24 protein-coding genes are annotated in these 22,198 nt (G+C 70.6%); 16 read left to right on the forward strand and 8 right to left on the reverse strand.

Annotated features, from left to right (window positions below; genetic code table 11):
* Window positions 1–2: 2 nt before the first annotated feature.
* Window positions 3–1,316: a type III polyketide synthase gene (locus tag ACFY3D_RS25450; protein WP_389983410.1), complete on the reverse strand. Its 1,314-nt coding sequence runs from the start codon at window positions 1,314–1,316 to the stop codon at window positions 3–5.
* 158 nt (window positions 1,317–1,474) lie between these two features.
* Between ACFY3D_RS25450 and ACFY3D_RS25455 the strand changes: the two genes are divergently transcribed.
* Window positions 1,475–2,344 (forward strand): UbiA family prenyltransferase, encoded by an 870-nt coding sequence (locus ACFY3D_RS25455; RefSeq protein WP_389983413.1) that lies wholly within the window; start codon window positions 1,475–1,477, stop codon window positions 2,342–2,344.
* A 103-nt stretch (window positions 2,345–2,447) separates the two neighbouring features.
* Here ACFY3D_RS25455 and ACFY3D_RS25460 read toward each other — a convergent pair whose 3' ends face one another.
* Window positions 2,448–3,638 carry an FAD-dependent oxidoreductase gene (locus ACFY3D_RS25460; protein WP_389983416.1) on the reverse strand — a complete coding sequence of 397 codons (1,191 nt, stop codon included), beginning with the start codon at window positions 3,636–3,638 and terminating at the stop codon, window positions 2,448–2,450.
* A gap of 53 nt (window positions 3,639–3,691) precedes the next feature.
* Here ACFY3D_RS25460 and ACFY3D_RS25465 point away from each other — a divergent pair, with 53 nt between their 5' ends.
* The 6 genes from ACFY3D_RS25465 to ACFY3D_RS25490 all read left to right on the forward strand — a co-directional run bounded on the left by ACFY3D_RS25465 (window position 3,692) and on the right by ACFY3D_RS25490 (window position 8,656).
* Window positions 3,692–4,261, forward strand: a complete 570-nt coding sequence (locus ACFY3D_RS25465) for a helix-turn-helix transcriptional regulator (RefSeq protein ID WP_389983419.1) — start codon at window positions 3,692–3,694, stop codon at window positions 4,259–4,261.
* A gap of 185 nt (window positions 4,262–4,446) precedes the next feature.
* Window positions 4,447–5,178 carry a hypothetical protein gene (locus ACFY3D_RS25470; RefSeq protein WP_389983422.1) on the forward strand — a complete coding sequence of 244 codons (732 nt, stop codon included), beginning with the start codon at window positions 4,447–4,449 and terminating at the stop codon, window positions 5,176–5,178.
* 191 nt (window positions 5,179–5,369) lie between these two features.
* A complete protein-coding gene (locus tag ACFY3D_RS25475; protein ID WP_389983425.1) occupies window positions 5,370–6,557 on the forward strand; it encodes an RtcB family protein in 1,188 nt (395 codons plus the stop codon).
* Window positions 6,558–6,719: 162 nt separating this feature from the next.
* The gene (gene moaA / locus ACFY3D_RS25480) at window positions 6,720–7,709 is read left to right on the forward strand and encodes a GTP 3',8-cyclase MoaA (RefSeq protein WP_362897282.1); all 990 of its coding nucleotides are present in this window, start codon (window positions 6,720–6,722) and stop codon (window positions 7,707–7,709) included.
* 30 nt (window positions 7,710–7,739) lie between these two features.
* Window positions 7,740–8,402: a molybdenum cofactor guanylyltransferase gene (locus tag ACFY3D_RS25485; RefSeq protein ID WP_389983428.1), complete on the forward strand. Its 663-nt coding sequence runs from the start codon at window positions 7,740–7,742 to the stop codon at window positions 8,400–8,402.
* Between the two features lie 2 nt (window positions 8,403–8,404).
* Window positions 8,405–8,656: a DUF6457 domain-containing protein gene (locus ACFY3D_RS25490; RefSeq protein ID WP_389983677.1), complete on the forward strand. Its 252-nt coding sequence runs from the start codon at window positions 8,405–8,407 to the stop codon at window positions 8,654–8,656.
* A 195-nt stretch (window positions 8,657–8,851) separates the two neighbouring features.
* On the opposite strand, the gene ACFY3D_RS25495 is transcribed toward ACFY3D_RS25490, so the two are convergent.
* Window positions 8,852–9,163, reverse strand: a complete 312-nt coding sequence (locus ACFY3D_RS25495) for a DUF3099 domain-containing protein (protein ID WP_362897280.1) — start codon at window positions 9,161–9,163, stop codon at window positions 8,852–8,854.
* A 75-nt stretch (window positions 9,164–9,238) separates the two neighbouring features.
* Here ACFY3D_RS25495 and ACFY3D_RS25500 point away from each other — a divergent pair, with 75 nt between their 5' ends.
* A complete protein-coding gene (locus tag ACFY3D_RS25500) occupies window positions 9,239–9,451 on the forward strand; it encodes a dodecin (RefSeq protein ID WP_350947691.1) in 213 nt (70 codons plus the stop codon).
* A 38-nt stretch (window positions 9,452–9,489) separates the two neighbouring features.
* Window positions 9,490–10,563 carry a linear amide C-N hydrolase gene (locus ACFY3D_RS25505; RefSeq protein ID WP_389983431.1) on the forward strand — a complete coding sequence of 358 codons (1,074 nt, stop codon included), beginning with the start codon at window positions 9,490–9,492 and terminating at the stop codon, window positions 10,561–10,563.
* Window positions 10,564–10,607: 44 nt separating this feature from the next.
* On the opposite strand, the gene ACFY3D_RS25510 is transcribed toward ACFY3D_RS25505, so the two are convergent.
* Entirely contained in the window at window positions 10,608–11,975 is a 1,368-nt protein-coding gene (locus tag ACFY3D_RS25510) for a metallopeptidase TldD-related protein (RefSeq protein ID WP_389983434.1), read from the reverse strand.
* A gap of 62 nt (window positions 11,976–12,037) precedes the next feature.
* A complete protein-coding gene (locus tag ACFY3D_RS25515) occupies window positions 12,038–13,537 on the reverse strand; it encodes a TldD/PmbA family protein (protein ID WP_389983437.1) in 1,500 nt (499 codons plus the stop codon).
* Between the two features lie 76 nt (window positions 13,538–13,613).
* Between ACFY3D_RS25515 and ACFY3D_RS25520 the strand changes: the two genes are divergently transcribed.
* Both ACFY3D_RS25520 and fabI read left to right on the forward strand, forming a co-directional pair.
* Complete coding sequence (locus ACFY3D_RS25520) at window positions 13,614–14,318, forward strand: beta-ketoacyl-ACP reductase (RefSeq protein ID WP_350947687.1); 705 nt, start codon at window positions 13,614–13,616, stop codon at window positions 14,316–14,318.
* A gap of 1 nt (window position 14,319) precedes the next feature.
* A complete protein-coding gene (gene fabI, locus ACFY3D_RS25525; RefSeq protein ID WP_350947686.1) occupies window positions 14,320–15,084 on the forward strand; it encodes an enoyl-ACP reductase FabI in 765 nt (254 codons plus the stop codon).
* Window positions 15,085–15,235: 151 nt separating this feature from the next.
* Here the strand turns inward: fabI and ACFY3D_RS25530 are convergent, their stop codons facing one another.
* The gene (locus tag ACFY3D_RS25530) at window positions 15,236–16,210 is read right to left on the reverse strand and encodes a hypothetical protein (RefSeq protein WP_389983440.1); all 975 of its coding nucleotides are present in this window, start codon (window positions 16,208–16,210) and stop codon (window positions 15,236–15,238) included.
* A 195-nt stretch (window positions 16,211–16,405) separates the two neighbouring features.
* Window positions 16,406–17,350 (reverse strand): aldo/keto reductase, encoded by a 945-nt coding sequence (locus ACFY3D_RS25535; RefSeq protein WP_389983443.1) that lies wholly within the window; start codon window positions 17,348–17,350, stop codon window positions 16,406–16,408.
* 65 nt (window positions 17,351–17,415) lie between these two features.
* On the opposite strand from ACFY3D_RS25535, the gene ACFY3D_RS25540 reads away from it, so the two are divergent.
* The 5 genes from ACFY3D_RS25540 to mshC all read left to right on the forward strand — a co-directional run bounded on the left by ACFY3D_RS25540 (window position 17,416) and on the right by mshC (window position 21,653).
* Window positions 17,416–18,117 carry a histidine phosphatase family protein gene (locus ACFY3D_RS25540; RefSeq protein ID WP_389983446.1) on the forward strand — a complete coding sequence of 234 codons (702 nt, stop codon included), beginning with the start codon at window positions 17,416–17,418 and terminating at the stop codon, window positions 18,115–18,117.
* 9 nt (window positions 18,118–18,126) lie between these two features.
* Window positions 18,127–18,702, forward strand: coding sequence for a DUF3090 domain-containing protein (locus ACFY3D_RS25545; RefSeq protein WP_350947682.1), 576 nt, complete (start codon window positions 18,127–18,129; stop codon window positions 18,700–18,702).
* Entirely contained in the window at window positions 18,699–19,460 is a 762-nt protein-coding gene (locus tag ACFY3D_RS25550) for an SCO1664 family protein (protein WP_350947681.1), read from the forward strand. The genes ACFY3D_RS25545 and ACFY3D_RS25550 overlap by 4 nt, the downstream gene beginning before the upstream one ends.
* A 148-nt stretch (window positions 19,461–19,608) precedes the next feature.
* Window positions 19,609–20,337, forward strand: a complete 729-nt coding sequence (locus ACFY3D_RS25555) for an NRDE family protein (protein ID WP_362922687.1) — start codon at window positions 19,609–19,611, stop codon at window positions 20,335–20,337.
* Window positions 20,338–20,429: 92 nt separating this feature from the next.
* Entirely contained in the window at window positions 20,430–21,653 is a 1,224-nt protein-coding gene (gene mshC / locus ACFY3D_RS25560) for a cysteine--1-D-myo-inosityl 2-amino-2-deoxy-alpha-D-glucopyranoside ligase (RefSeq protein ID WP_389983450.1), read from the forward strand.
* A gap of 191 nt (window positions 21,654–21,844) precedes the next feature.
* Here the strand turns inward: mshC and ACFY3D_RS25565 are convergent, their stop codons facing one another.
* Entirely contained in the window at window positions 21,845–22,048 is a 204-nt protein-coding gene (locus tag ACFY3D_RS25565) for a cold-shock protein (protein ID WP_344903117.1), read from the reverse strand.
* Window positions 22,049–22,198: the final 150 nt, after the last annotated feature.

Consider the following 22,198-nt stretch of genomic DNA (forward strand, 5'->3'; position numbering starts at 1 on the left):
TCCTACCAGCGCAGCAGTACGAGTTCTGAGCAGAAGCCGGGCCCCATCGCGAGGAGAAGCCCCGGCGTGCCCGGCGGCGGTGGCCGCAGGGCGAGCGTATCCCGCAGGACGTGCAGGACGGAGGACGAGGACAGGTTCCCGATCGCGGCGAGCGAGCGCCAGGTGAGGTCCAGCGCGTCCTCGGGAAGCCGCAGCGTCTCCGCCACCGCCTCCAGGACCTTCGGGCCGCCCGGGTGACAGACCCACGCCGTCACGTCCTCGACCCGCAGGCCGTGGTCGCGCAGGAAGCCGTGCACGTCGTCCGCCAGATAGGCGCGCACCACGTCGGGGACGCTCGCGTCGAGCACCACCCGAAAGCCGGTGTCGCCGACGTGCCAGCCCATCACGTGCTCGGAATCGGGATACAGGTGGCTGCGCGAGGCCACCACCGTCGGTCCCGCCATCGCGACCGGCGCCTCGGGAACTCCGTACGAACCGGCGGGCTCGGGGAGCAGCCGGTGCGTCACGGGGGAGGACCTCACGAATCCCGAGACGGATCCCGAGGACGCCGACGGGATGGAAGGGCTGGACAGGGGGAGCCTGTGGTGCGGGGCGGGTGCGCTGTTCGGCGGAGATGACCCGGCGGGCCCGGCGGGCCGCGTCGTCGCGGACGCGCCGCCCGCCCCGGTGGCGCGGGAGGTCGCGGACGGCCCGGAACGCCGTGGCCGCCACCCGTCTCCGCAGGCCACCACGGCCGTCGCCCCGTCGCCGAACAGGGCGCTCGCGACCATGTTGGCGACGGAGTCGTCACCGCGCTGCAGGGTGAGGGAGCACAGCTCGACCGAGAGCAGCACCGCCAGGTGGTCCGGCCAGCCGCGCAGATAGTCGTGGAGGCGGGCGACACCCGCGGCTCCCGCGACACAGCCCAGGCCGAAGACCGGCATCCGCTTGACGTCCGGGCGCAGCCCGAGCCGTCCGGCCAGCCGGGCGTCCACCGAGGGCGCCGCGACACCGGTCACCGAGGTGAAGAGAATCATGTCCACGTCCTCGGGAGCGGCCCCCGCGTCCTCCAGCGCCCCGCCCACCGCCTCGGCACCGAGTTCCACGGCCGTCTCCACGAACGCGTCGTTGGCCGCACCGAAGCCGTCCAGCTTGGCGTACCGTTCGAGCGGCAGCGTCAGGTGCCGTGCCTCCACCCGCGCGGAGGCGTGCAGCCTGTCGAGCAGCCGTCGGCTGGCCCCCTCGGGAAGGCACGCTCGCGCGAACGCGTCGGTGATCTCTGACTGGGAGTGGCGGTTCGGCGGGAGCGCACCGCGGACAGCGATGATTCGCGTCATTTATTGACCCCCGGCTCGCGAACAGCGGACACCTCCCTCTTGCCCACCTGTTGTGTACTGCATGCGTCACGAAGTCCTCTGTGCCCGTTTTTCAAAGCGCTCAGGTACGGCAGGGAGTCGCGTTCGGGCTTCGTGAGATTCCCGCCTACGATCGACGGGTGACGACGAGCGGTCCATCGCGCCTGGGTACCCGGCCGTTGCTCCGGGCCGTACGGGGGTTGTCGCTGGCCTGTCACCCGGGGCCGACCGTCGCGGTCACCGTCCTGGTGACCGCGCTGGCCGTCGCGAGCGGGCGCGACGCGGCCGGGTGCGTCCTGGTGGCGGCGGCCGTGTTGACGGGGCAACTCTCGATCGGCTGGTGCAACGACGCGGTCGACGCGGCGCGGGACGCCGCCGCGCACCGCACCGGCAAGCCGGTCGCCTCCGGTGCGGTGAGCGTCCGTACCGTGTGGGTCGCCGCCATCGCGGCGCTGGTGCTCTGCGTGCCGCTCTCCCTCGCCTCAGGGCCCGCCGCCGGCGTCGTCCACCTGGTCGGCGTCGCCGCGGCGTGGGCCTACGACCTCGGGCTCAAGGCGACCGCGCTGTCCTGGTTGCCGTACGCGGTGGGGTTCGGCTCGCTGCCGGGGTTCGTGACCCTGGGCCTGCCGGGACATCCGTGGCCCGCCTGGTGGGCGGTGACGGCCGCCGCGCTGCTCGGCTGCGGAGCGCACCTGGCCAACGTGCTGCCCGACATCCCCGCGGACCTCGTCGCCGGGGTGAGAGGCTGGCCGCAGAGACTCGGCGTCGCTCGCGTCCGCGTTCTGATCCCGGTGCCCCTGCTGGCCGCGACGGTCCTGCTCGTGCTGGGGCCCCCGGGCCCTCCGGGCGTGGGCGGCTGGGCCGCCCTGGCCGTGGCGGGGGCCTTCACCGCCGGAGGGCTGGCACTGGGCCGGGGCTCTTCACGTGTTCCCTTCGCCGCGGCGATCGCCGTCGCCGCGGTCGACGTCGTCCTGCTGCTCGCGCGCGGCACCGCCATCACCGCACTCTGACCGGCCCGCACCCGGCTCTCATCCGGCTCGTCGGCTCCCGGCGGGCTCGCGTCCTGGTCCGTCCCCGAAGCGGTCCGGCCGAGGAGACCGTCCCCCTCGCGGTTCAGCGAGTCGTCGCCGGTGGCGCGGACACCGGGTCGTCCCAGGAGATCCGGTAGTCGTGTATCCAGGCCAGCGCGTTCCTCCTGTCCACCTGCCGCATGATGGCGGGGAGCGTGAGGTCGCGGAGAAAGGCGCCGACGGCTCCCGGCGCCTTGCCGCTTCCGTTGCGTTTGCCGTGCGCCACGATCCGTTCCACCCTGGCCCGCCGCAGTCTCTCGAAGGCGGCGAACGCCTCAGGAGTGGCGGGGATGTCACGCAGGCACTTCGCCAGCACCACCGCGTCCTCGATCGCCATGGACGCCCCCTGGCCCGACGAGGGTGAGGCCGCGTGCGCGGCGTCGCCCAGGATCACCATGCGTTCGTTGAACCACTTCGGCACGGTCGGGAGATCGTAGGTGTTCCAGCCGGCCGGAATGTCGTCCGTCGCGCCGATGATGTCGAGCATCGGCCCGGTGTCGTCCCTGAACAACTCCATCAGCATGGCGCGCCAGCGCCCGGGGGTGAGCGCCGCGAGTTCCTCGGCGGTGGGCTCAACGGGGCTCGGGGGGTTGGCGAACCACCACACCTGCCCGTCCGGGTGGAGAAGGTAGCCGAAGAAGGCACGCCTGCCGAAGATGAAGTGGTTCGTTCCCGGTTCGCCCGGTACCTCGACGCCGTCCGCGAAGCCGCCCGTGTTCAGCAGTCCGACGTGCCGGGCGCGAGGTGCGCCGGGGTCGATGACGGTGCGGGTGCGCGAGCGGAGGCCGTCGGCGCCGACGAGCAGGTCGCCCTCGGCCGTGCCTCCGTCGGCGAAGACCGCCCGTACCCCGTCCGCGGTGACCGAGGTGTCGGTGAGGCGCTTGCCGTAGTGGATCCGCACGCCGCGCCGTACGGCCTCGTCGCGCAGCGCCAGGTAGAGGTCGGCGCGCCTCAGCGTCCGGCTGGGCTGCCGGGTGGAGGCGAGCGGCCTGCCTCGGCCGTTGAGCATCAGCATCCGCGAGGAGTCCATGCCCAGGTCGCGGACGAGGTCGTGCAGGTCGAGGAGGCGCAGGGCCTCGATCCCGTTGACCGCGAGTGTGAGGAAGACGCCCACGCCTTCCGATCCGCGGTCGTAGGCCTCAAAGACCTCGGAGTCCACCCCGGCACGCCGCAGGGCCATCGCCGTCACCGGCCCCGCGATGCCCCCGCCGATGATCAATGCTTTCTTAGTCATAAAATGACTATACATAGAATAACTATTGGATGGCGCCCCCTACGATGTTCGCCATGTCTACGAGGCGATCTCCCCTGGCCATGGCGTTGCTCTCCCTGGTCGTCGAGGCGCCGATGCACGCGTACCAGATGCAGCGTCTGATCAGGGAGCGGCACAAGGACGACGTGGTCAACGTGGCGCAGCGCAACAGCGTGTACCAGACCATCGACCGGCTGCTGCGCGACGGGCTCATCGTGGTCCGCGAGACCTCGCGCGAGGAGAACCGCCCGGAGCGGACCGTCTACGAGCCCACCGACGCGGGCCGCGACACGCTGCGGCGGTGGATGCGGACGATGCTCTCCGAGCGGGCCCGGGAGTTTCCCGAGTTCCCCGCCGCGCTCGCCTTCATGCTCGTGCTGCCGCCCGAGGAGGTCCGCGCCGCGCTCGAGGAGCGCCTGACCTCTCTGCGGGCGCGACTGTCGGAGCTGGAGGCGGACCTGACCGAGGGGGGGAGATTCCTGCCCCGTGTCTTCCTGGTGGAGTCCGAGTATCAGCGGGTCGTGCTCGGGGCCGAACTCGACTATGTCCGCGGCCTCGTCGCCGACCTGCGCGCGGGCCTGCTCGACTGGGACTATCGCATGTAGTGCCGGAACCGGCGGGCACGCCGCCTCTTCGGAGCTTCTGCCGGAAAACGCGTGCCCGCGGCCGGGGGAGTCTGCCCGGATCCTTGCCGACGCCATTCTCCTGGCCACATGCGGCCATCTCATTGCCGCCGGAAAAATGTGGTGGAAGTGTCGTGATTCCTCCGAAAAGTAACCGGGAGATCACCATGAGTCAATCCATGCACCTGACCCCCAAGCAGGCGCGGATGGCGGCCGTGCAGGCGGCGATCGGCAAGACGAAGATGAGCACGGCCAAGCTGTGGAACCCCTGGCCGCAGCTGCTGGACGACGATGTCGTCATCAAGAAGCTGGAGGTCTCGGCCGGTGGTGGGAACGTTCCAGAAATCATTCCCGACGGCCAGCAGTTCTCCGACCTCAAGCCCGTGCGCCTGCCGGCGATCGGCAGGGAGGCGGGACTCGGCGGGCCGGTGACCCAGTCCACGTTCGCCGAGGCGCGCGAGAAGATCAAGAGCAAGTACGTCGCGACCGGGCGGGCCAACTATCGCGGACTCGCCAGTGCCAACTGCACGCTCTTCGCCTGCTGCGTCATCGGGATGCTCGCGGACCAGCCCAAGCTTCTCGGCTCGGGCGTCAAAGTGGAACTGATCAACTTCCGCGACACCACAGGGGGCGCCGGGCATGCCTACGTCGTCGTGGGACGCGGTGAGGGCGATGTGGGCGATATCAAGTCCTACGGGTCCGACTGCTTCTTCGTCGACCAGTGGTACGCCCGCCACAAGAGCGGCACACCGGGCGTCCAGGGGGTGAAGGACGCCGTTCCCGGTGAGTCTCCCAACCCCTTCTGGGACCTCGATTTCTACGCCTTCATGAGCGACGAGACCTCCCCGGTCGTGAAACTCACCTTCACCAGCGACGAACTGCCCAAGCTCGGACTCTGACCCCCCGGGCGCGTCCCGCCGTCCCCGTCACCGATCGGGGCCGGCGGGCGCGGCCGTCCGGTCCCGATCGGTGACGGAGGCGATCTGCCTCCTCCCGGGGGTACCTCGGTGATTATTGAGTTGCGGGGTGGTCGGTCTTTCTGGCCTTATTGATCACGTTCGGGATGTGACCGGGAGGAGGCGATGTGGAGATGTCGTACAACGAGGTGATGGGCGGGCGTGCGCCGATCCGCATGTGGGCCGACCCGGCCGAGGTCGAGCCGAACGTGATGCAGCAGTTGCGCAACGTGGCGAATCTGCCGTGGGTGCAAGGGGTCGCGGTGATGCCGGACGTGCATCACGGGATGGGCGCGACCGTGGGGTCGGTCATCGCGATGCGCGACGCGGTCTCGCCTGCGGCGGTCGGGGTCGACATCGGGTGCGGGATGACCGCGGTGAGGACCTCGTTCAAGGTGGAGAGCCTTCCCGACGACCTGGCCTCCCTGCGTTCGAAGCTGGAGCAGGCGATCCCCGTCGGGTTCGGGCACCACAAACGGCCGGTCGACCCCACCAGGTTGCACGGGTTCAAGACCGCCGACTGGACGGGATTCTGGAAGGACTTCGACACGCTGGCTCCGGCGGTGCACGCGAAGCGGGATCGTGCCGAGGTGCAGATGGGCACCCTGGGCGGGGGCAACCACTTCCTGGAGGTGTGCGCCGATGACGAGGGTACGGTCTGGGTGGTGCTGCACTCCGGGTCGCGCAACATCGGCAAGGAGCTGGCCGAGTACCACATCGGCCAGGCCCAGCACCTGCCGCACAACCGGGATCTGCCCGACCGGAACCTGGCGGTGTTCGTCGGGGGCACCCCGCAGATGGACGCCTACCGGCGTGACCTGTTCTGGGCGCAGGACTACGCGCGGCGCAACCGCGCGGTCATGATGGCCTTGGTCTGCGATGTGCTCCGGCGCCATCTGGCGGGCATCACCTTCGAGCAGCCCATCTCCTGCCACCACAACTACGTGGCGGAGGAGCGCTACGACGGTGTGGACGTCCTCGTTACCCGTAAGGGCGCGATCCGCGCGGGATCCGGAGAGTTCGGCATCATTCCCGGTTCGATGGCGACCGGCACCTACATCGTGAAAGGGCTGGGGAACACCGCCGCGTTCAACTCGGCCTCACACGGCGCGGGTCGCCGGATGAGCCGGAGCAAGGCGAAGAAGACCTTCACGCTGGCCGACTTCAAGGAGCAGACCGCCGGTGTCGAGTGTCGCAAGGACACCGGGGTGATCGACGAGATTCCCGGTGCGTACAAGGACATCCGGTCGGTCATGGCGGCGCAGGCCGACCTGGTCGAGGTCGTCGCCCACCTGCGGCAACTGGTCTGCATCAAGGGCTGATGACGGGAGTGGGCCCCAGAGCGGGGCTTGCAAGGCCAGTACGCCAGGAATCAACTGTCACATGGTGATGTTGGGACAAAGAGGCCCAATGAGGGCGGGGAGGGGAGCGGCCGTAGGCTGGTCCCCTGTTCCAGCAGGTGAGCGACTGAGAGGTGGCGTCCGGTGTTGCAGGATTCCTTCGGGCGTGTGGCGACCGATCTGCGGGTGTCTCTCACCGACCGATGCAACCTGCGCTGTTCCTACTGCATGCCACCCGAGGGCCTCGAATGGCTGCAGAAACCCGACCTGCTGACCGCCGACGAGATCGTCAGGCTGGTCACCATCGGGGTGGAGCGACTCGGCATCACCGAGGTCCGCTACACCGGTGGCGAGCCGCTGCTCCGCCGCGAGCTGGTCGACATCGTGGCCCGCACCACCGCACTCGACCCCGCCCCGCAGGTCTCGCTCACCACCAACGGGATCGGGCTGAGCCGGCTGGCCGCCTCCCTGGCCGGCGCGGGTCTGCACCGGGTCAACGTCTCCCTCGACACCCTCGACCGCGAGACCTTCAAGAGGCTCGCCCACCGCGACCGCCTGTCCGACGTCCTCGAAGGGCTGGAGGCGGCCGACGCCGCCGGGCTGCGACCGGTCAAGGTGAACGCGGTGCTGATGCGCGGGATCAACGACCACGAGGCCGTGCCGCTGCTGCGCTACTGCCTGGAGCGGGGCTACGAGCTCCGGTTCATCGAGCAGATGCCGCTCGACGCCCAGCACGGCTGGCGCAGGGAGAACATGATCACGGCTGATGAGATCCTCGCCACGCTCAAGGCCGATGTCGCCCTCACCGACGCCGACTCGGCGGAGCGCGGCAGCGCCCCGGCCGAGTTGTTCCTCGTCGAGGGCGGCCCGGCCAGGGTAGGGGTGATCGGCTCGGTCACCCGTCCGTTCTGCGGTGCGTGCGACCGGGTACGGCTCACCGCCGACGGTCAGATCCGCAACTGCCTGTTCGCCACCGACGAGTCCGACCTGAGGGCCGCGATGCGCGCGGGTGCCGGTGACGACGAGATCGCCGAGCGCTGGCGATCCGCGGTCCGGATCAAGAAGGCCGGTCACGGCATCGACGATCCGACCTTCCTGCAGCCGTCCCGCCCGATGTCCGCCATCGGCGGCTGAGGTCCCCGCCAGAAGACCCGGAGGTGTCCGATGACCGCCCGTCACGACGCCTGCATCCTGGCGGGCGGTCTCGCGCGAAGGCTCGGCGGCCGGGACAAGCCGGGCCTGCGCGTCTCCGGCCGCCCGCTGGTCGAGTCGGTGGCCGCCGCCGTGCCCGGCGCGGGACGGCTGATCGTCGTCGGGCCACCTCGCCCCGGACTGCCACACGCGATCTTCCGGCGTGAGGACCCGCCCGGTGGCGGCCCGGTCCCGGCGCTGCGAGCCGGCCTGGCCGAGGTGAACGCGCCATGGGTGGTGCTGCTCGCCGCCGATCTTCCGTTCCTGACCGGCGAGCACGTGCGGATGCTGCTGGACGCCGCAGGGGCGGGTGCCGCGGGGACGAGCGGGCCGGGGGCCGTGCTCGTCGACGACGGCGGGCGCGAGCAGTGGCTCGCCGGGGTGTGGCACACGCGGAGCCTGGCGCGGGCGCTCGATCGCTACGAGGGGCGGTCGTTGCACGGGCTGCTCGCCCCGCTCCGCCCGGTCACGGTTCACCTCCCCGGGCAGCCGTGGTTCGATTGCGACACCATGGACGATCTACAGCGTGCCCGGACGGCGGAGCCGGGCCTCGGCGGAGGCGCGGATTCCGGTGACGGCCGCGAGAGCGACGACGGCATGGGATGGACGCGACCGCGGACGAGGAGCGAGAGTTGAACGTGCTGAAGGAATGGACCGCGCTGGTCTGCCAGGAACTGGGCATCGACCCCGCGACGGTGGACCGCGACGAGGTGCTGGATCTGACCAGGGAGGTCGCCCACGGGGTGGCCCGGCCGGCCGCGCCGCTCACGGCCTATCTGCTCGGGGTGGCCCAGGGGGCGGGTACGGCGCCGCCGGACGTCGTGGAGAGACTGACCGCGCTGGCGCGCAGCTGGGGGCAGGCGACAACGGAGACACTGGGTGACAAATAGCGCCAAAGAAAAGGCGCTTCGTTGTTAAAGTCTGAGAAAAGGGCGACGCCGGGTGGTTACGGGGGCAAACCACCCGGCGTCGCTTCATCGGCGTTCCGACGGGGGCCCGGAACGCCGGCAACAGTGCCCCGACGGGGGACCAGGGCACTTGGCTAAAGCGTACACCTACTACCCTTGGAGTGCGTCAAGACTTAGTCACGACCCGATCTCGCGTCGGTGGCGTGGAATCTGGTTTTGTCCGGAATCTTCCACGTCAGGGGCATGCGGGACCCCGCGCGGCGGCCCATTGGCCCCGATCACGGCAACGTATGGTAAAAAGATCGCCCCGGCGAAGAGCAGCAGCCGGACGGGCATCGGAGCGGGCACCGTGAAGGCGAGGACCAGGCAGATCAGCCGGATCCCCATCTTGATGAAGTAACTCCTCTCGCGCCTGCCGATGTCGGCGCTCAACGAGGGTTGGGCGTCCGTCACCTGATGAACCACCGGACGTCTGCGCCATCCCTTCACGATTCCCAATCTAGGCCTCATATCGGCTGGGTGCGAACGGTCATGTAACCATGGCTTTCCGGGAAGAAGCAGAGGATGACAGATCGAACGTACCGGGTGACCGAGATAGTCGGCACTTCGGGGGAGAGCATCGAGGCCGCCGTACGCAATGGGGTCCGCCGGGCCTCCCGGACCCTGCGCCACCTCGACTGGTTCGAGGTGACCGAGATCAGGGGGCACATCGAGGAGGGGGAGATCGCCCACTTCCAGGTCGGCATGAAGATCGGGTTCCGCCTGGAGGACGACTGAGCCTGTACGGCGGCTGCCGAGTGACGCAGACTGCGTGAATGAGGGAGACTCGGGCCGCGCGGGCGGCGGTACGTGCCGCGCTGGCCGTCGCGCTGATCCTCCCCACCGGCTGCGCCGTCCCGAAGGGCGGCACGCCCGCCGCCGGCGGAGCCGTCCCACCGAGCACTCCCGCCGCCACTGACGCCGGACAGCGGGCCGAGGCGGAAGGGGAACCGCTGCTGCGCCAGAGCGCCACAGACGTCGCGCGGACGATAGACAGCCTCCGCAGGATCGACGATCTACCGCTGTACGAGATGACCTTCCACGGCTCGTACGACCGCGAGGCCCCCCTCGGGGAGGAGGAGTTGGCGGGACGCGCCGACGGCTGGGCCTGCTCGCTGTTCGCCCTCGGCGGCGACCGGCCGCTGTTCGGCAGAAACTTCGACTGGGACCCCAACCCGGCGCTGATCGTGCACGCCGACCCGCCCGACGGCTACGCCTCGGTCTCCGTCGTCGACCTGTTCCATCTGATCGGAGGCTCCACCCCGCCGGACCTGTCCGCCGCGCCCGCCCGCCGCAGGATGGCCCACGCGGTGCTCGCCCCCTTCGACGGGGTGAACGAGAAGGGCCTGGCCATCGGCATGGCCACGTCGCCCGAGGGCGGGCTGCCCCCGGCTTCTCCCGACCGCCCCGACGTCGGCAGCGTGCGCGTCATCAGGATCATGCTCGACAAGGCGGCGACCGTGGACGAGGCGTTGGCGATCATGCGTCGTTACGACGTCGACTTCACGATCGGGCCGCAGGTCCACTACCTCATCGCCGACGCGGCGGGCAGATCGGCCGTCGTGGAGTACGCCGGGGGCAGGCTCAACGTGATCGACGACCGTATGCTCACCAACTTCGGCATGACCGGCACCTCCACCGCCCAGCGCCGGGCCGACCCCCGCTACCGCGCGCTCGCCGAGGGACTGCCCGCCGCCCGCGACTGGCGCGACGCGATGGGCCTGCTCCGGAAGGTGGCCCAGGCCCACACCCGCTGGTCGGTCGTCTACGACCTCACCGACGCCACCGCCCGCGTGGTGGCGGGCCGGCGTTGGGACACGGTGCACACCGTCCCGCTCGTCCAGCGCTGAACGGCCCGCCCGGTACGGGAAGGTGCGGGGAGGGGGAGCCGGACCTAGCTGGCCTGGCTCACCGTCGACATGTTGAAGTCGGGCACCCGGATCGGAGGCATGATCGCGCGGTTGAAGTAGTCGCTCCACTCGCGCGGCAGGGTCTGCTCGGAGGCGCCGATCTCGCTGAGGCGGCGGAGCAGGTCCACCGGGCTCTCGTTGAAGCGGAAGTTGTTCACCTCGCCCACGACCTCGCCGTTCTCCACCAGGTAGACGCCGTCGCGGGTCAGGCCGGTCAGCAGCAGCGTCTGCGGGTCGACCTCGCGGATGTACCACAGGCAGGTGAGCAGCAGGCCGCGCTCGGTGGAGGCGATCATCTCCTCCAGAGACCGCCCGCCCTCGGGTCCCCGCATGATCAGGTTGTCGACGGCCGGGGTCACCGGCAGACCGGTCAGCTCGGCCGAGTGCCGGGTCTGCAGCAGGTTGGCCAGCCTGCCGTCGGAGATCCAGTCGGTGGCGGCGAGCGGCAGCCCGTTGTCGAACACCGAGTTCTCCCGGCCGGAGGCGTGCGCCACCACGAACGGCGAGCACTCGACGCCCGGCGCCGACGGGTCGCTGTACAGGCGGATCGGTGACTCGGAGAGGACGTCGCCGACGCGGGTGCCGCCACCGGCCCTGGAGAAGACCGTACGGCCCTCCATCGCGTCGCGCGCTCCGGCCGTCCAGTACAGGTAGGTCATCAGGTCGGCGACGGCCGTCGGAGGCAGCAACGTCTCGTACCGGCCCGCGGGCAACTCGACGCGGTTCTTCGCCCACTCCAGGCGCTGGGCGAGCGAGGCGTCCAGGGCCGCCACGTCGACGTCGGAGAAGTCGCGGGTGGACACGCCGGTCCACGCCGAGCGCCGCATGTCAGAGGACTTGGCGTTGAGCTCCAGGCGGCCGGTGGGCTGGGTGTGCCGCAGCCGGGCGCCGGTCGAGGTGCCCACGAAGGTCGTCGTGACGGTGTGTTCGGCGAACCCGTACAGCCTGCGCCCGCCCGCCTCGGCCGTGGCGAAGGCCTCGCCCAGGGCGGGGGCGAAGGCGCCGAACACCCCGATCGAGGTCGGCTCGGCGGGGGCGTCCCAGTCGGCGGAGCGGGTGCCCTCCAGCAGCGGCCGGGCGTCCTCGGACGGCCGGGCGTCCTCCGCGGCGTGGTCGGCGGCGGCCACGACCTCGTCGAGCCCGTCGGGGCGGACCGCCGCCCGCGACACCACGCCCACACCGCGGCCCACGATGGAGATCACGGTCAGCTGCGAGGAGCGGGACACACCGTTGGTGGTGAGGGTGTTGCCCGCGAAGCGCAGGTTGGCACTCGACCCCTCCTCCACGATCACGACGTTGTCGTCGGCCGTGGAGAGCTCAAGAACCCTCTCGATCATCTCCTGGGGAGTCATTCCGCTCCTCTCCTGCCGGGCCGCACGGCCGACACCGTCTTCCGTCCGCTCGCCGCGCGTGCTCAACTGCCACTCTCCTGGACGGTGTTGAGGACGCGCACGCCGCGGAAGAGCGCCGACGGGCAACCGTGGCTGACCGGGGCGACCTGGCCAGGCTGCCCCTTGCCGCAGTTGAACGCCCCGCCCAGCACGTACGTCTGCGGCCCGCCGACCGCCGCCATCGAGCGCCAGAAGTCGGTCGTCGTCGCCTGGTAGGCGACGTCGCGCAGCTGCCCGGCGAGCCTGCCGTTCTCGATCAGATAGAACCGCTCACCGGTGAACTGGAAGTTGTAGCGCTGCATGTCGATGGACCAGCTCTTGTCGCCCACCACGTAGATGCCCCGGTCGACGCCGGAGATCAGCTCCTCGGTGGTGGGGCCGTCGGGCGCCGGCCGCAGCGACACGTTGGCCATCCGCTGGATCGGGGTGTGGCCGGGGGAGGCTGCGAAGGCACAGCCGTTGGAAGCGCCCAGCCCCTTCAGCAGCGCCATCCTCCGGTCGAGCTGGTAGCCGACCAGGATGCCGTCGGAGACGATGTCGAACTCCCTGGTCGCCACCCCCTCGTCGTCGTAGCCGATCGTGGACAGGCCGTGCTCGACGGTGCGGTCACCGGTCACGTTCATCAGCTGCGAGCCGTACACCAGCGTGCCGAGCTGGTCGAAGGTGGCGAAACTCGTCCCCGCGTACGCCGCCTCGTAGCCGAGGGCGCGGTCGAGCTCGGTGGCGTGCCCGACCGACTCGTGGATCGTCAGCCACAGGTTCGACGGGTCGATCACCAGGTCGTACGGTCCCGCCTCGACGGAGGGCGCCCGAAGCTTCTCCTCCAGCAACTCGGGGATGCGCGCCAGCTCCTTGGGAAAGTCCCAGCCGGTGCCGGTGAGGTATTCGTACCCCCGGCCGACGGGCGGGGCGAGCGTCCGCATCGAGTCGAAGCGGCCGTCCAGCACCCGCGTCGCCCTCAGCTGGGGATGGACGCGCACCCGCTGCTGCGTCGTGGAGGTCCCGGCCGTGTCGGCGTAGAACTTCTGCTCCTTGACCTGTGTCAGCGACGCCTGGACGTGGTCCACCCCGGGATCTCGGAGCAGGGCGCCCGACCAGTCGGCGAGCAGCGCCGCCTTGTCGCGCATCGGCACCTCGAACGGGTCGACCTGGTAGGAGGAGACCCAGGTGACGTCGGAGTGGACCGCCTCCGGCGCCAGCTCGACGGGCTCGCGGTTGACCGCCGCCGAGACGACCGCGACCTCCACCGCCTGCTCGGCGACCTTGACGGCCGCCTCGGGGCTGAGCTCGATGCCTCCGGCGAAGCCCCAGGTGCCGTCCTTGACGACCCGTACGGCGTAGCCGAGGGTGTCGGCGTCGATGGAGCCTTCCAGCGCCGCGTCGGAGAGGCGCAGGGTCTCCCCGCGGACGCGCTCCAGCCGGAAGTCGGCGTGCTCGGCGCCCAGGTCCCGGGCGCGCTGCAGGGCCGCGTCCGCGAGCCGGCGCAGAGGCAGGGCGAGGAAGTCGGAGTCGATCTGGCGCATGTCAACGATCCTAACCCTGTGATCTTGTCCTTCCCGGACAAGAGGGTTACCCTCCGGTAGCCGATACCGTCTGACCATGGCTCGATCTGTTCTCGTAACCGGCGGCAATCGCGGCATCGGCCTCGCGATCGCCCGCGAACTCGCTCAGGCCGGCGACGACGTCGCCGTGACCTACCGTTCCGGACAGCCTCCCGAGGGTCTCTTCGGCGTACGCTGCGACGTGACCAGCACGGCCGACGTGGACGCCGCCTTCGCGAAGGTCGAGGCCGAGTACGGCCCGGTCGAGGTGCTCGTCGCCAACGCGGGCATCACCAGGGACACGCTGCTGCCGATGATGAAGGAGGAGACCTTCACCGACGTCATCGACGCCAACCTGACCGGCTCCTACCGGGTCGCCAAGCGCGCCACCCGCGGCATGCTGCGGCTCAAGCGCGGGCGCATCGTGCTGATCTCCTCGGTGGTGGCCATGCTGGGCTCGGCGGGGCAGAGCAACTACGCCGCCTCCAAGGCCGGCATGATCGGCTTCGCCCGGTCGGCCGCCAGGGAGCTGGGCTCGCGCAACATCACCGTCAACGTGGTCGCCCCCGGTTTCGTGGAGACCGACATGACGGCCGAGCTGGACGAGGCGTACCAGGAGCAGATCCGTAAGAACATTCCCCTGGGCCGCTACGCCGCCCCGGAGGAGATAGCGCGCGTGGTCAGGTTCCTGGCCGGCGAGGACGCCGCCTACATCACGGGGGCCGTCATCCCCGTTGACGGCGGCCTTGGAATGGGGCACTGACGTGGGAATTCTCGAAGGCAAGCGGCTTCTCGTCACCGGGGTGCTCACCGACGCCTCCATCGCCTTCTCGGTGGCCAAGCTGGCCCAGGAGGAGGGCGCGCAGATCGTGCTCACCGGGTTCGGCCGGCTCAGCCTGGTCGAGCGGATCGCGAGGCGACTGCCGGAGCCGCCTCCGGTGCTGGAGCTCGACGTCACCAACCCCGAGCACCTCGACTCCCTGGCGGAGCGGGTCGGCGAGCATCTCGGCGGCCTGGACGGGGTGGTGCACGCGATCGGCTTCGCGCCGCAGACCGCCCTGGGCGGCAACTTCCTGAACACCTCCTGGGAGGACGTGGCGACCGCGGTCCAGGTCTCCACGTACTCGTTCAAGTCGCTCGCGGTGGCCGCGCTCCCGCTCATGAAGGAGGGCGGCGCGATCGTCGGTCTCGACTTCGACGCCACCAAGGCATGGCCGGTGTACGACTGGATGGGCGTGGCCAAGGCCGGGCTTGAGTCCTGTTCCCGCTACCTGGCCCGCGATCTCGGCAAGCAGGGCATCCGGGTCAACCTCGTCGCCGCGGGCCCGATCAGGACCATGGCGGCCAAGAGCATCCCGGGCTTCGTCGAGTTCGAGGAGAGCTGGCCCGCCAAGGCCCCGATCGGCTGGGACATCAACGACCCGATCCCGGCGGCCAAGGCGTGTGTCGCCCTGCTGTCCGACTGGTTCCCCGCCACGACCGGTGAGATCGTCCACGTCGACGGCGGCGTCCACGCCATCGGAGGCTGAGTGCTTTCCGTCCCGGCGGTCGACGACCGGCCGGGGCGGTGCCGCCGTCGGGACGGCGGGGAACCGCTGCCCGGCCGCGTACGGCTCCGTCGTGGCATGACGAGGTGAGCGGCGCGGGCCGGGACGCCGAGGGCGCCGAAGACGCCGAAGACTAGGCCGCCCGCTGACGTCCCGGAGGGGCGGGCTCGAACGGTATCGACTCCCTGAACCTCCGCCTGCTGTACAGCAGGCGGACCGCGAGGATCGCCGCGACGAGCACCGCGGTGCTGAGCACGGTGCTCGCGGTGTCGGACGACCGGCTGGGCTTCACCGGCCGCTCGCCGGGCATCTGCCGCTGGAGTTTCTCCATCACCGGGGCGGGCCACAGCAGCTCCACCCGGGGCGCCTCGGCGTCGACCACGGGTGACGGCCTGGGAGCCATCGGCCCACCCACGTCGGTCGTGGGCCTGCCGACATCCGGGGAGAACGTCTCCGTCTCGGGGACCGCCCGGTCGGTCGGCGCGGGGACCGGGCTCTTGCGCGCGGGTGCGGCGTCCTCGTGCGGCGAAGGGCTCGCCGAAGGGGGCGGGGAGGGGGGCGCCGAAGGGGTGGGGGTCGGTGACACCTTGGACGAGGCGGCCTGGTCGGGCTCCCCGGCAGAGGTGGTCGCCGACGTCTCCGCGCAGCCGGTGGAGGCCGCCGCGGACCGGCAGGCGTCGGTGCCCTGAGGCCGGGGCGTCCGCGCGTCACCGGAGGGCTCCTTCTTCTCCTGCGCGGTGGACGGCCTGTCCGGTGGGCTCTTGGACGCCGAGGCGGCCGGTGCCGGGGTGTTCGTCCCGGCGTCACTCCGGCCGGAGTCTCCGCGGGAGGACGGGGAGACGGCGTCCCCAACACGGCTTCCGAGGTCGTCGACACCTTTTTCCAGATCGTGGACGACGTCGCCCACACCGCCCTCGACCTTTTTCGTGACGCCGTCCACGACCCGGCAGACTCCGCCGGTCACGGGGCCGAGCGGCCCTGTGTGATCACAGTCGTCCACGCGCGGGACGGCGCTCGCCCGTGCGGCGCTCACGGGCGCGATCGCGGCCGCCGGGACCCCACCTCCCAGCGCCAGCGCCAGAACGCCTGCCGCCATCGCAGCTCGCACTCGTCTCCTTCACCCCGGGGCGGGCATCGGCCATGGCGTCTCACCGACATCCGGGTGCCCCCGCCACCTGTTTGACAGTTTTGTAGGGAGGCCCGCTTTTTCCGCGGAAAGTTTCCATTCGGTATCGACTAGTGATACGCGAGACGAATTCTCGTTCGGTTCTCGCGGCGGACCGTCCTTGTCCCGGCCCTTCCCTCAGTCCGCGGACACGTCGTCGAGTGCCTCCCTGATCTCCACGGGCAGCGTCAGATCCTCGGCCTGGAGGACCCCGGACAGCTGCGCGTGGGTGCGGGCGCCGACGATGGCCGAGGACACCCCCGGCTGGTCGCGTACCCACGACAGGGCCACCGACAGCGGTGAGACGCCGAGCCCGTCGGCGGCGGTCGCCACCGACTCCACCACCCGCCGGCACCGCTCGTCGAGGTAGGGGGTGACGAAGTCGGCGAAGTGCGGGGTCGCGGCCCGGGAGTCGGCGGGGATGCCCGTACGGTACTTCCCGGTGAGGACTCCGCGCCCGAGAGGCGACCAGGCGAGCACCCCCGCGCCGACGTGCTCGGCGGCGGGGATCAGCTCGCGCTCGGCTTCCCTGGCCAGAAGTGAGTACTCGACCTGGGCGGCGACGATCGGCACCCTGCCGGGCACCGCCCGCTGCCCCACGGCCGCGGTCGCCAGCTGCCATCCCGCGTAGTCGCACACCCCGGCGTACGCGGCCCGCCCCGAGGACACGATGGCGTCCACGGCCGCCAGGGTCTCCTCCAGCGGGACGTCGGGATCGAAGGCGTGCAGCTGCCACAGGTCGACCTCGTTCACGCCCAGGCGGGTCAGGGAGGCGTCGATCGCGGCCACCAGGTGCTTCCTGGAGGCGTCGCGTGGCCTGCGCCCGGTCGGGGTGAGCACGGCCTTGGTGGACAGCACCAGCTCGGAACGCGGCACGGAGTCGCGCAGCAGCCGCCCGAGCAGCCGTTCGGCGTCGCCGCCCGTGTAGACGTCGGCGGTGTCGATGAGCGTGCCGCCGGCCTCGGCGAACGTGCGAAGCTGCGCCGCGGCCTCCTCGGCGCCGGTGTCACGTCCCCACGTCATCGTCCCGAGTCCCAGGCGGGACACCGACAAGCCGCTCCGGCCCACATAGCGCTGCTCCATGATCCGGCCAGATTACCGCCCGGCCACTTAAAAGTAGTGGAGCGAGGACTGCAAGACTTGCCCGCGTGACGACCTTGTTGCTGGCCAGACACGGCCTTACCCACCTCACCGGCCCGGTCCTCGCGGGCTGGACCCCGGATGTCCACCTCAGCGACGCGGGACGGGCCCAGGCGGAGGCGCTCGCCGCACGGCTCACCTCGCTGGAACTCGACGCGATCGTCTCCAGCCCGCTGGAACGCTGCCAGGAGACCGCGCAGGCGGTCGCCGAGGGACGACGGGAGGCGGAGGTGCTGACCGACGAGCGCTTCGGCGAGTGCCGCTACGGCGACTGGACGGGCCGCCCGATCGCCGAGCTCGCCAAGGATCCCCTCTGGCCGGTCGTGCAGGCCCACCCGAGCGCGGTGACGTTCCCCGGGGGAGAGTCCCTGGCCGCCGTCCAGCATCGCGCCGTGGCGGCCGTCAGGGAGTGGAACGAGCGCCTCGGCCCGAAGGCGGTCTATCTCGTCTGCAGCCACGGAGATGTGATCAAGGCCATCGTGGCCGACGCCATGGGGCTCCATCTGGACCAGTTCCAGCGGATAACCGCCGATCCGGCGTCGCTCACCGCCATTCGCTACACCCCCTTGCGCCCCTTCGTGCTCAGACTCAACGACCTGGGCGGAGATGTGGCCGGATTACGCCTTCCGGAGGGTTCGGACGGTGCGGAGGGGGGAGAAAATCCCACCGGGAGCGATGCCGCAGTCGGCGGCGGATCCGGAACCACGTAGGGTCAGGCTATGCCGGTCTTCGACTACGATCCACCCGAGAGGTTCGTGGCCGGTGCCGTGGGGCAACCGGGTTCACGAGCCTTCTTCCTGCAGGCGCGAGGCCAGGGCAGGCTGACCACCGTGGCGCTGGAGAAGTTCCAGGTCGCGGCGCTGGCCGATCGTCTCGACGAGTTGCTCGACGAGGTGTTGCGGCGAGGTGAGGGCGGTGCCGCCGTCCCCGCCGTCGCCCCGGCCGCGTTGACGGACAACGCCCCCCTCGATGTGCCGATCAGCGAGGACTTCCGCGTCGGTGTCATGGCCCTGGCCTGGGACTCCGAGGCCGCCCAGGTGGTCATCGAGGCCAAGGAGGCCACCGCCGAGGATGAGGAGTTCGAGCCGTCCCCGCTCGTCGAGCCCACGGTGCTGCGCGTGCACATCAGTCCCGGCGCCGCGAGGGCCTTCACCAAGCGGGCCATGGCCCTCGTCGCCGCCGGTCGACCGCCCTGCCCGCTCTGCGCCCAGCCTCTCGACGCCGAGGGGCATATCTGTGTGCGGCTCAACGGTTACCGGGGTAGTAGCGCTTCATCTGCTGGAGGAGGCGAATGAGTGCTGAGAGCGAGCCGACGCTGAGTGCGGCGCCGGCCGCGGGGCTGGACGACGAGACCGCGACGCGTCTGCTCCGTGACGGCCAACTGGATGTGGCGGGCCGCCTGGTCGAGGCGACCAACATGACGCTCTACTGTTCGGTCCGGCTCGGCGGGCTCGCGGCGGCCTGCGTGTACAAGCCGGTACGGGGCGAACGCCCCCTCTGGGACTTTCCCGACGGCACCCTGGCCGCCCGCGAGGTCGCCGCCTACGAGGTCTCCGCGGCGATCGGCTGGCGGATCGTGCCGCCCACCGTCTACCGCGACGGCCCCTTCGGCCCGGGAATGTGTCAGCTGTGGATCGACACCGACCCCGAGATCGACCTGATGGTGCTGATCCGCAGCCGCCAGCCCTCCCTGCGGCGGATGGCCGTCTTCGACGCGGTCGTCAACAACGCCGACCGGAAGGGAGGCCACCTGCTGCCGCTCGCCGACGGCCATGTCTACGGCGTCGATCACGGGGTCTCCTTCTCCGCTGAGGACAAGCTCCGCACCGTGCTCTGGCAGTGGCGCGGCAAGCCCTTGTCCCGCGAGGCGATGAACGCCCTGACCCGCCTTGAGGCCGACCTGGAGCAGGGCCGCCTCGGCCGCCGCCTCCGTGAGCTCCTCACCCTCCACGAGGTCGAGGCCACCTGGGCGCGGGTCCGCAGGCTCCTCGACACCGGCCTGCACCCCGTGCCCTCCAAGGACTGGCCCGCCATCCCCTGGCCGCCGATCTGAGAGGCCTTGTCGCCCTCGCGCGGCGACGCCCGCGCCCTTGTCCTGTCGGCGGCCCTACCGCGGCCTTGCTGTGGCCTTGCTGTGGGCTTTCCCGTGGGCGCGTGACCCCGGTCCGAGCCCGCCTCCCGCGAGGGCGTAGCCTCCGGGCATGTGCACGGTTGTCGTCAGTATCGATCCGAGCGCCGAGATCCCCCTGATCGTGGTCGGGGTGCGCGACGAGTTCACCGCCCGCCCCTGGGTTCCCCCGGCCCGGCACTGGCCACAGAGCCGGCCCGGCCTGATCGGCGGGTGCGATCTCCTGGGAGGCGGCACCTGGCTGGCCGTCGACCCCGGGGCCCGGAGGGTCGGCGCCCTCCTCAACGGGCTCGGCGTGCTCGCTCCGGAGGAGACCCGCCGCTCACGGGGTGACCTGGCTCTCCTGGCGGCCGCCGGAGACCGGCCGACGGAGGGCGAACTCGGGCACTACGACCCCTTCCACCTGCTACGCGCCGATCCCGGCGGGGCTCGGCTGTGGCACTGGGACGGGATCACCCTGAAGAGGGACGACCTTCCCCCGGGAACCCACATGATCGTCAACAGCGGATGGGAGCGCGGTGAGGAGAACGAGCGCGTGGCGTTCTTCCGCCCCCTGTTCGCCGGGGCGGGCCGCCCCTCGAAGCTCGACGGTCCATGGGATGAGTGGCGGGAACTCGCCACGGGAGCGGGCATCTCCTCCGAGGACCCTCGCACGATGATCGTCCATCACGAGCTGCCCGACGGACGGACCTTCGGCTCGGGGTCCGTCACCCTGCTGGCCCTGGCACCCGGCGGCGTGCGCTACGACTTCACCGCCGACCCTCGCGATCCCGGCGCCTTCCGCGAGATCCTCACGGAATGATCCGGTCGGCTTCCGGAGTTGAGGTGAGTGCCCCGTACACCCACCACCCCGCGCCAACCGGGGTGGTCTGTCTGCTGGATAGGCTGCATTTCATGAGATCGTGGTCTGAGCCGAAGGTTCCTCGGCTTCCCGGTGCCGGTGTCCCGCTGCGGCTGTTCGACACCGCCGCGCGAGAGGTCGGCCCCACAAAGCCGGGTCCCACGGCACGGATGTACGTCTGCGGCATCACGCCCTACGACGCCACCCATCTGGGCCACGCCAACACCTACCTCGCCTTCGACCTGGTCAATCGTGCCTGGCGCGACGCCGGTCATGAGGTGCACTACACCCAGAACGCCACAGACGTCGACGACCCCCTGCTCGAACGTGCGGGGCGGACCGGCATCGACTGGCGTGACCTGGCCGAACGCGAGATCGAGCTGTTCCGGACCGACATGGAGGCGCTGCGCGTCCTCCCCCCGCGCGACTACGTCGCCGTGACCGAGGTGATCGACCAGGTCGCCGACCTGATCGTGTCGTTGCGTGACAAGGGCGCCACCTACGAGCTCGACGGCGACGTCTACTTCGACGTGGCCGCGGCCCCCAAGTTCGGCGCCGTCTCCGGCTACTCGGAGGATCACATGCTCGCCCTGTTCGGCGAGCGCGGGGGAGATCCGGACCGGCCGGGCAAGAAGCATCCGCTCGACTGGCTTCTCTGGCGCGCGGAGCGCCCGGGGGAGCCGTCCTGGCCCTCCCCTTTCGGCGTGGGCAGACCCGGCTGGCACATCGAGTGCACCGCGATCGCCCTGGCGAACCTGTCCAGTGGTTTCGACGTCGCGGGTGGCGGTTCCGACCTGATCTTCCCCCATCACGAGTGCGGCGCCCACGAGGGCCACGTGGCCTGCGGGGAGTGGCCGTTCGCGAGGGCGTACGTGCACGCGGGCATGGTCGCCCTGGACGGCGAGAAGATGTCCAAGTCGAAGGGCAATCTGATCTTCGTCTCCCGCCTGCGCCAGGAGACCGACCCGATGGCCATCCGGCTGGCCCTGCTGGCCCACCACTACCGTGCCGACTGGGAGTGGACCCCGGAGCAGCTGGCCTCGGCGGAGGTGCGGCTGGCGCGCTGGCGCTCGGCCGCGGGGCTGCAGACCGGCCCCGACGCCGGCGTCGTGCTCGAAAGGGTACGCGCCCGGATCGCCGACGACCTGGACGCTCCCGGAGCCCTCGCGGCCGTCGACGACTGGGCCGAGGGGGCCCTGTCGGAGGGGGGCAGTGACCCGGACGCGCCGGTCCTGGTCAGGAAGACCGTGGACGCGCTGCTCGGGGTCGAACTCTAGGGGCCGGTGGTCGTCCGTGCCGGGCACTCCCGCTCCGGCCTAGGGGATGCCCGGTGACACGGGCATCCCCGACACCAACGGGTCCCCGCGCTCGGAGGGCGGCCCAAGAGAGGTCCGGGCCCAAGAGACGACTGAGCCCGCACCGCGCGAGCGGTGCGGGCTCAGTCTGAAGCCTTTGAGGTCAAACCAGATCAGATGACCTGAACCTGGTCGGCCTGCGGGCCCTTCTGGCCCTGCGTGGTGACGAAGCTGACACGCTGGTTCTCCTCCAGGCTGCGGTAGCCGCCGGAGTTGATAGCCGAGTAGTGCACGAAGACATCGGCGGTGCCGTCATCCGGTGCGATGAATCCGAAGCCCTTTTCGGCGTTGAACCACTTAACGGTGCCCTCAGACAAAACTACTTCTCCTCATTGGGAGCCTCACCGAACCACCAGGTCGGCGGCACGGGGCTGCGTTGCGGACCCTACCATGCACCCGCGGAAACCATCCGGAGAAACTGTGTAACGTCCGCTGTCGGCGGACTTCTCATAAGCACTTGAGATGAT

It is taken from the genome of Streptosporangium sp. NPDC000509 (genome assembly GCF_042898365.1).
GTDB lineage: Bacteria > Actinomycetota > Actinomycetes > Streptosporangiales > Streptosporangiaceae > Streptosporangium.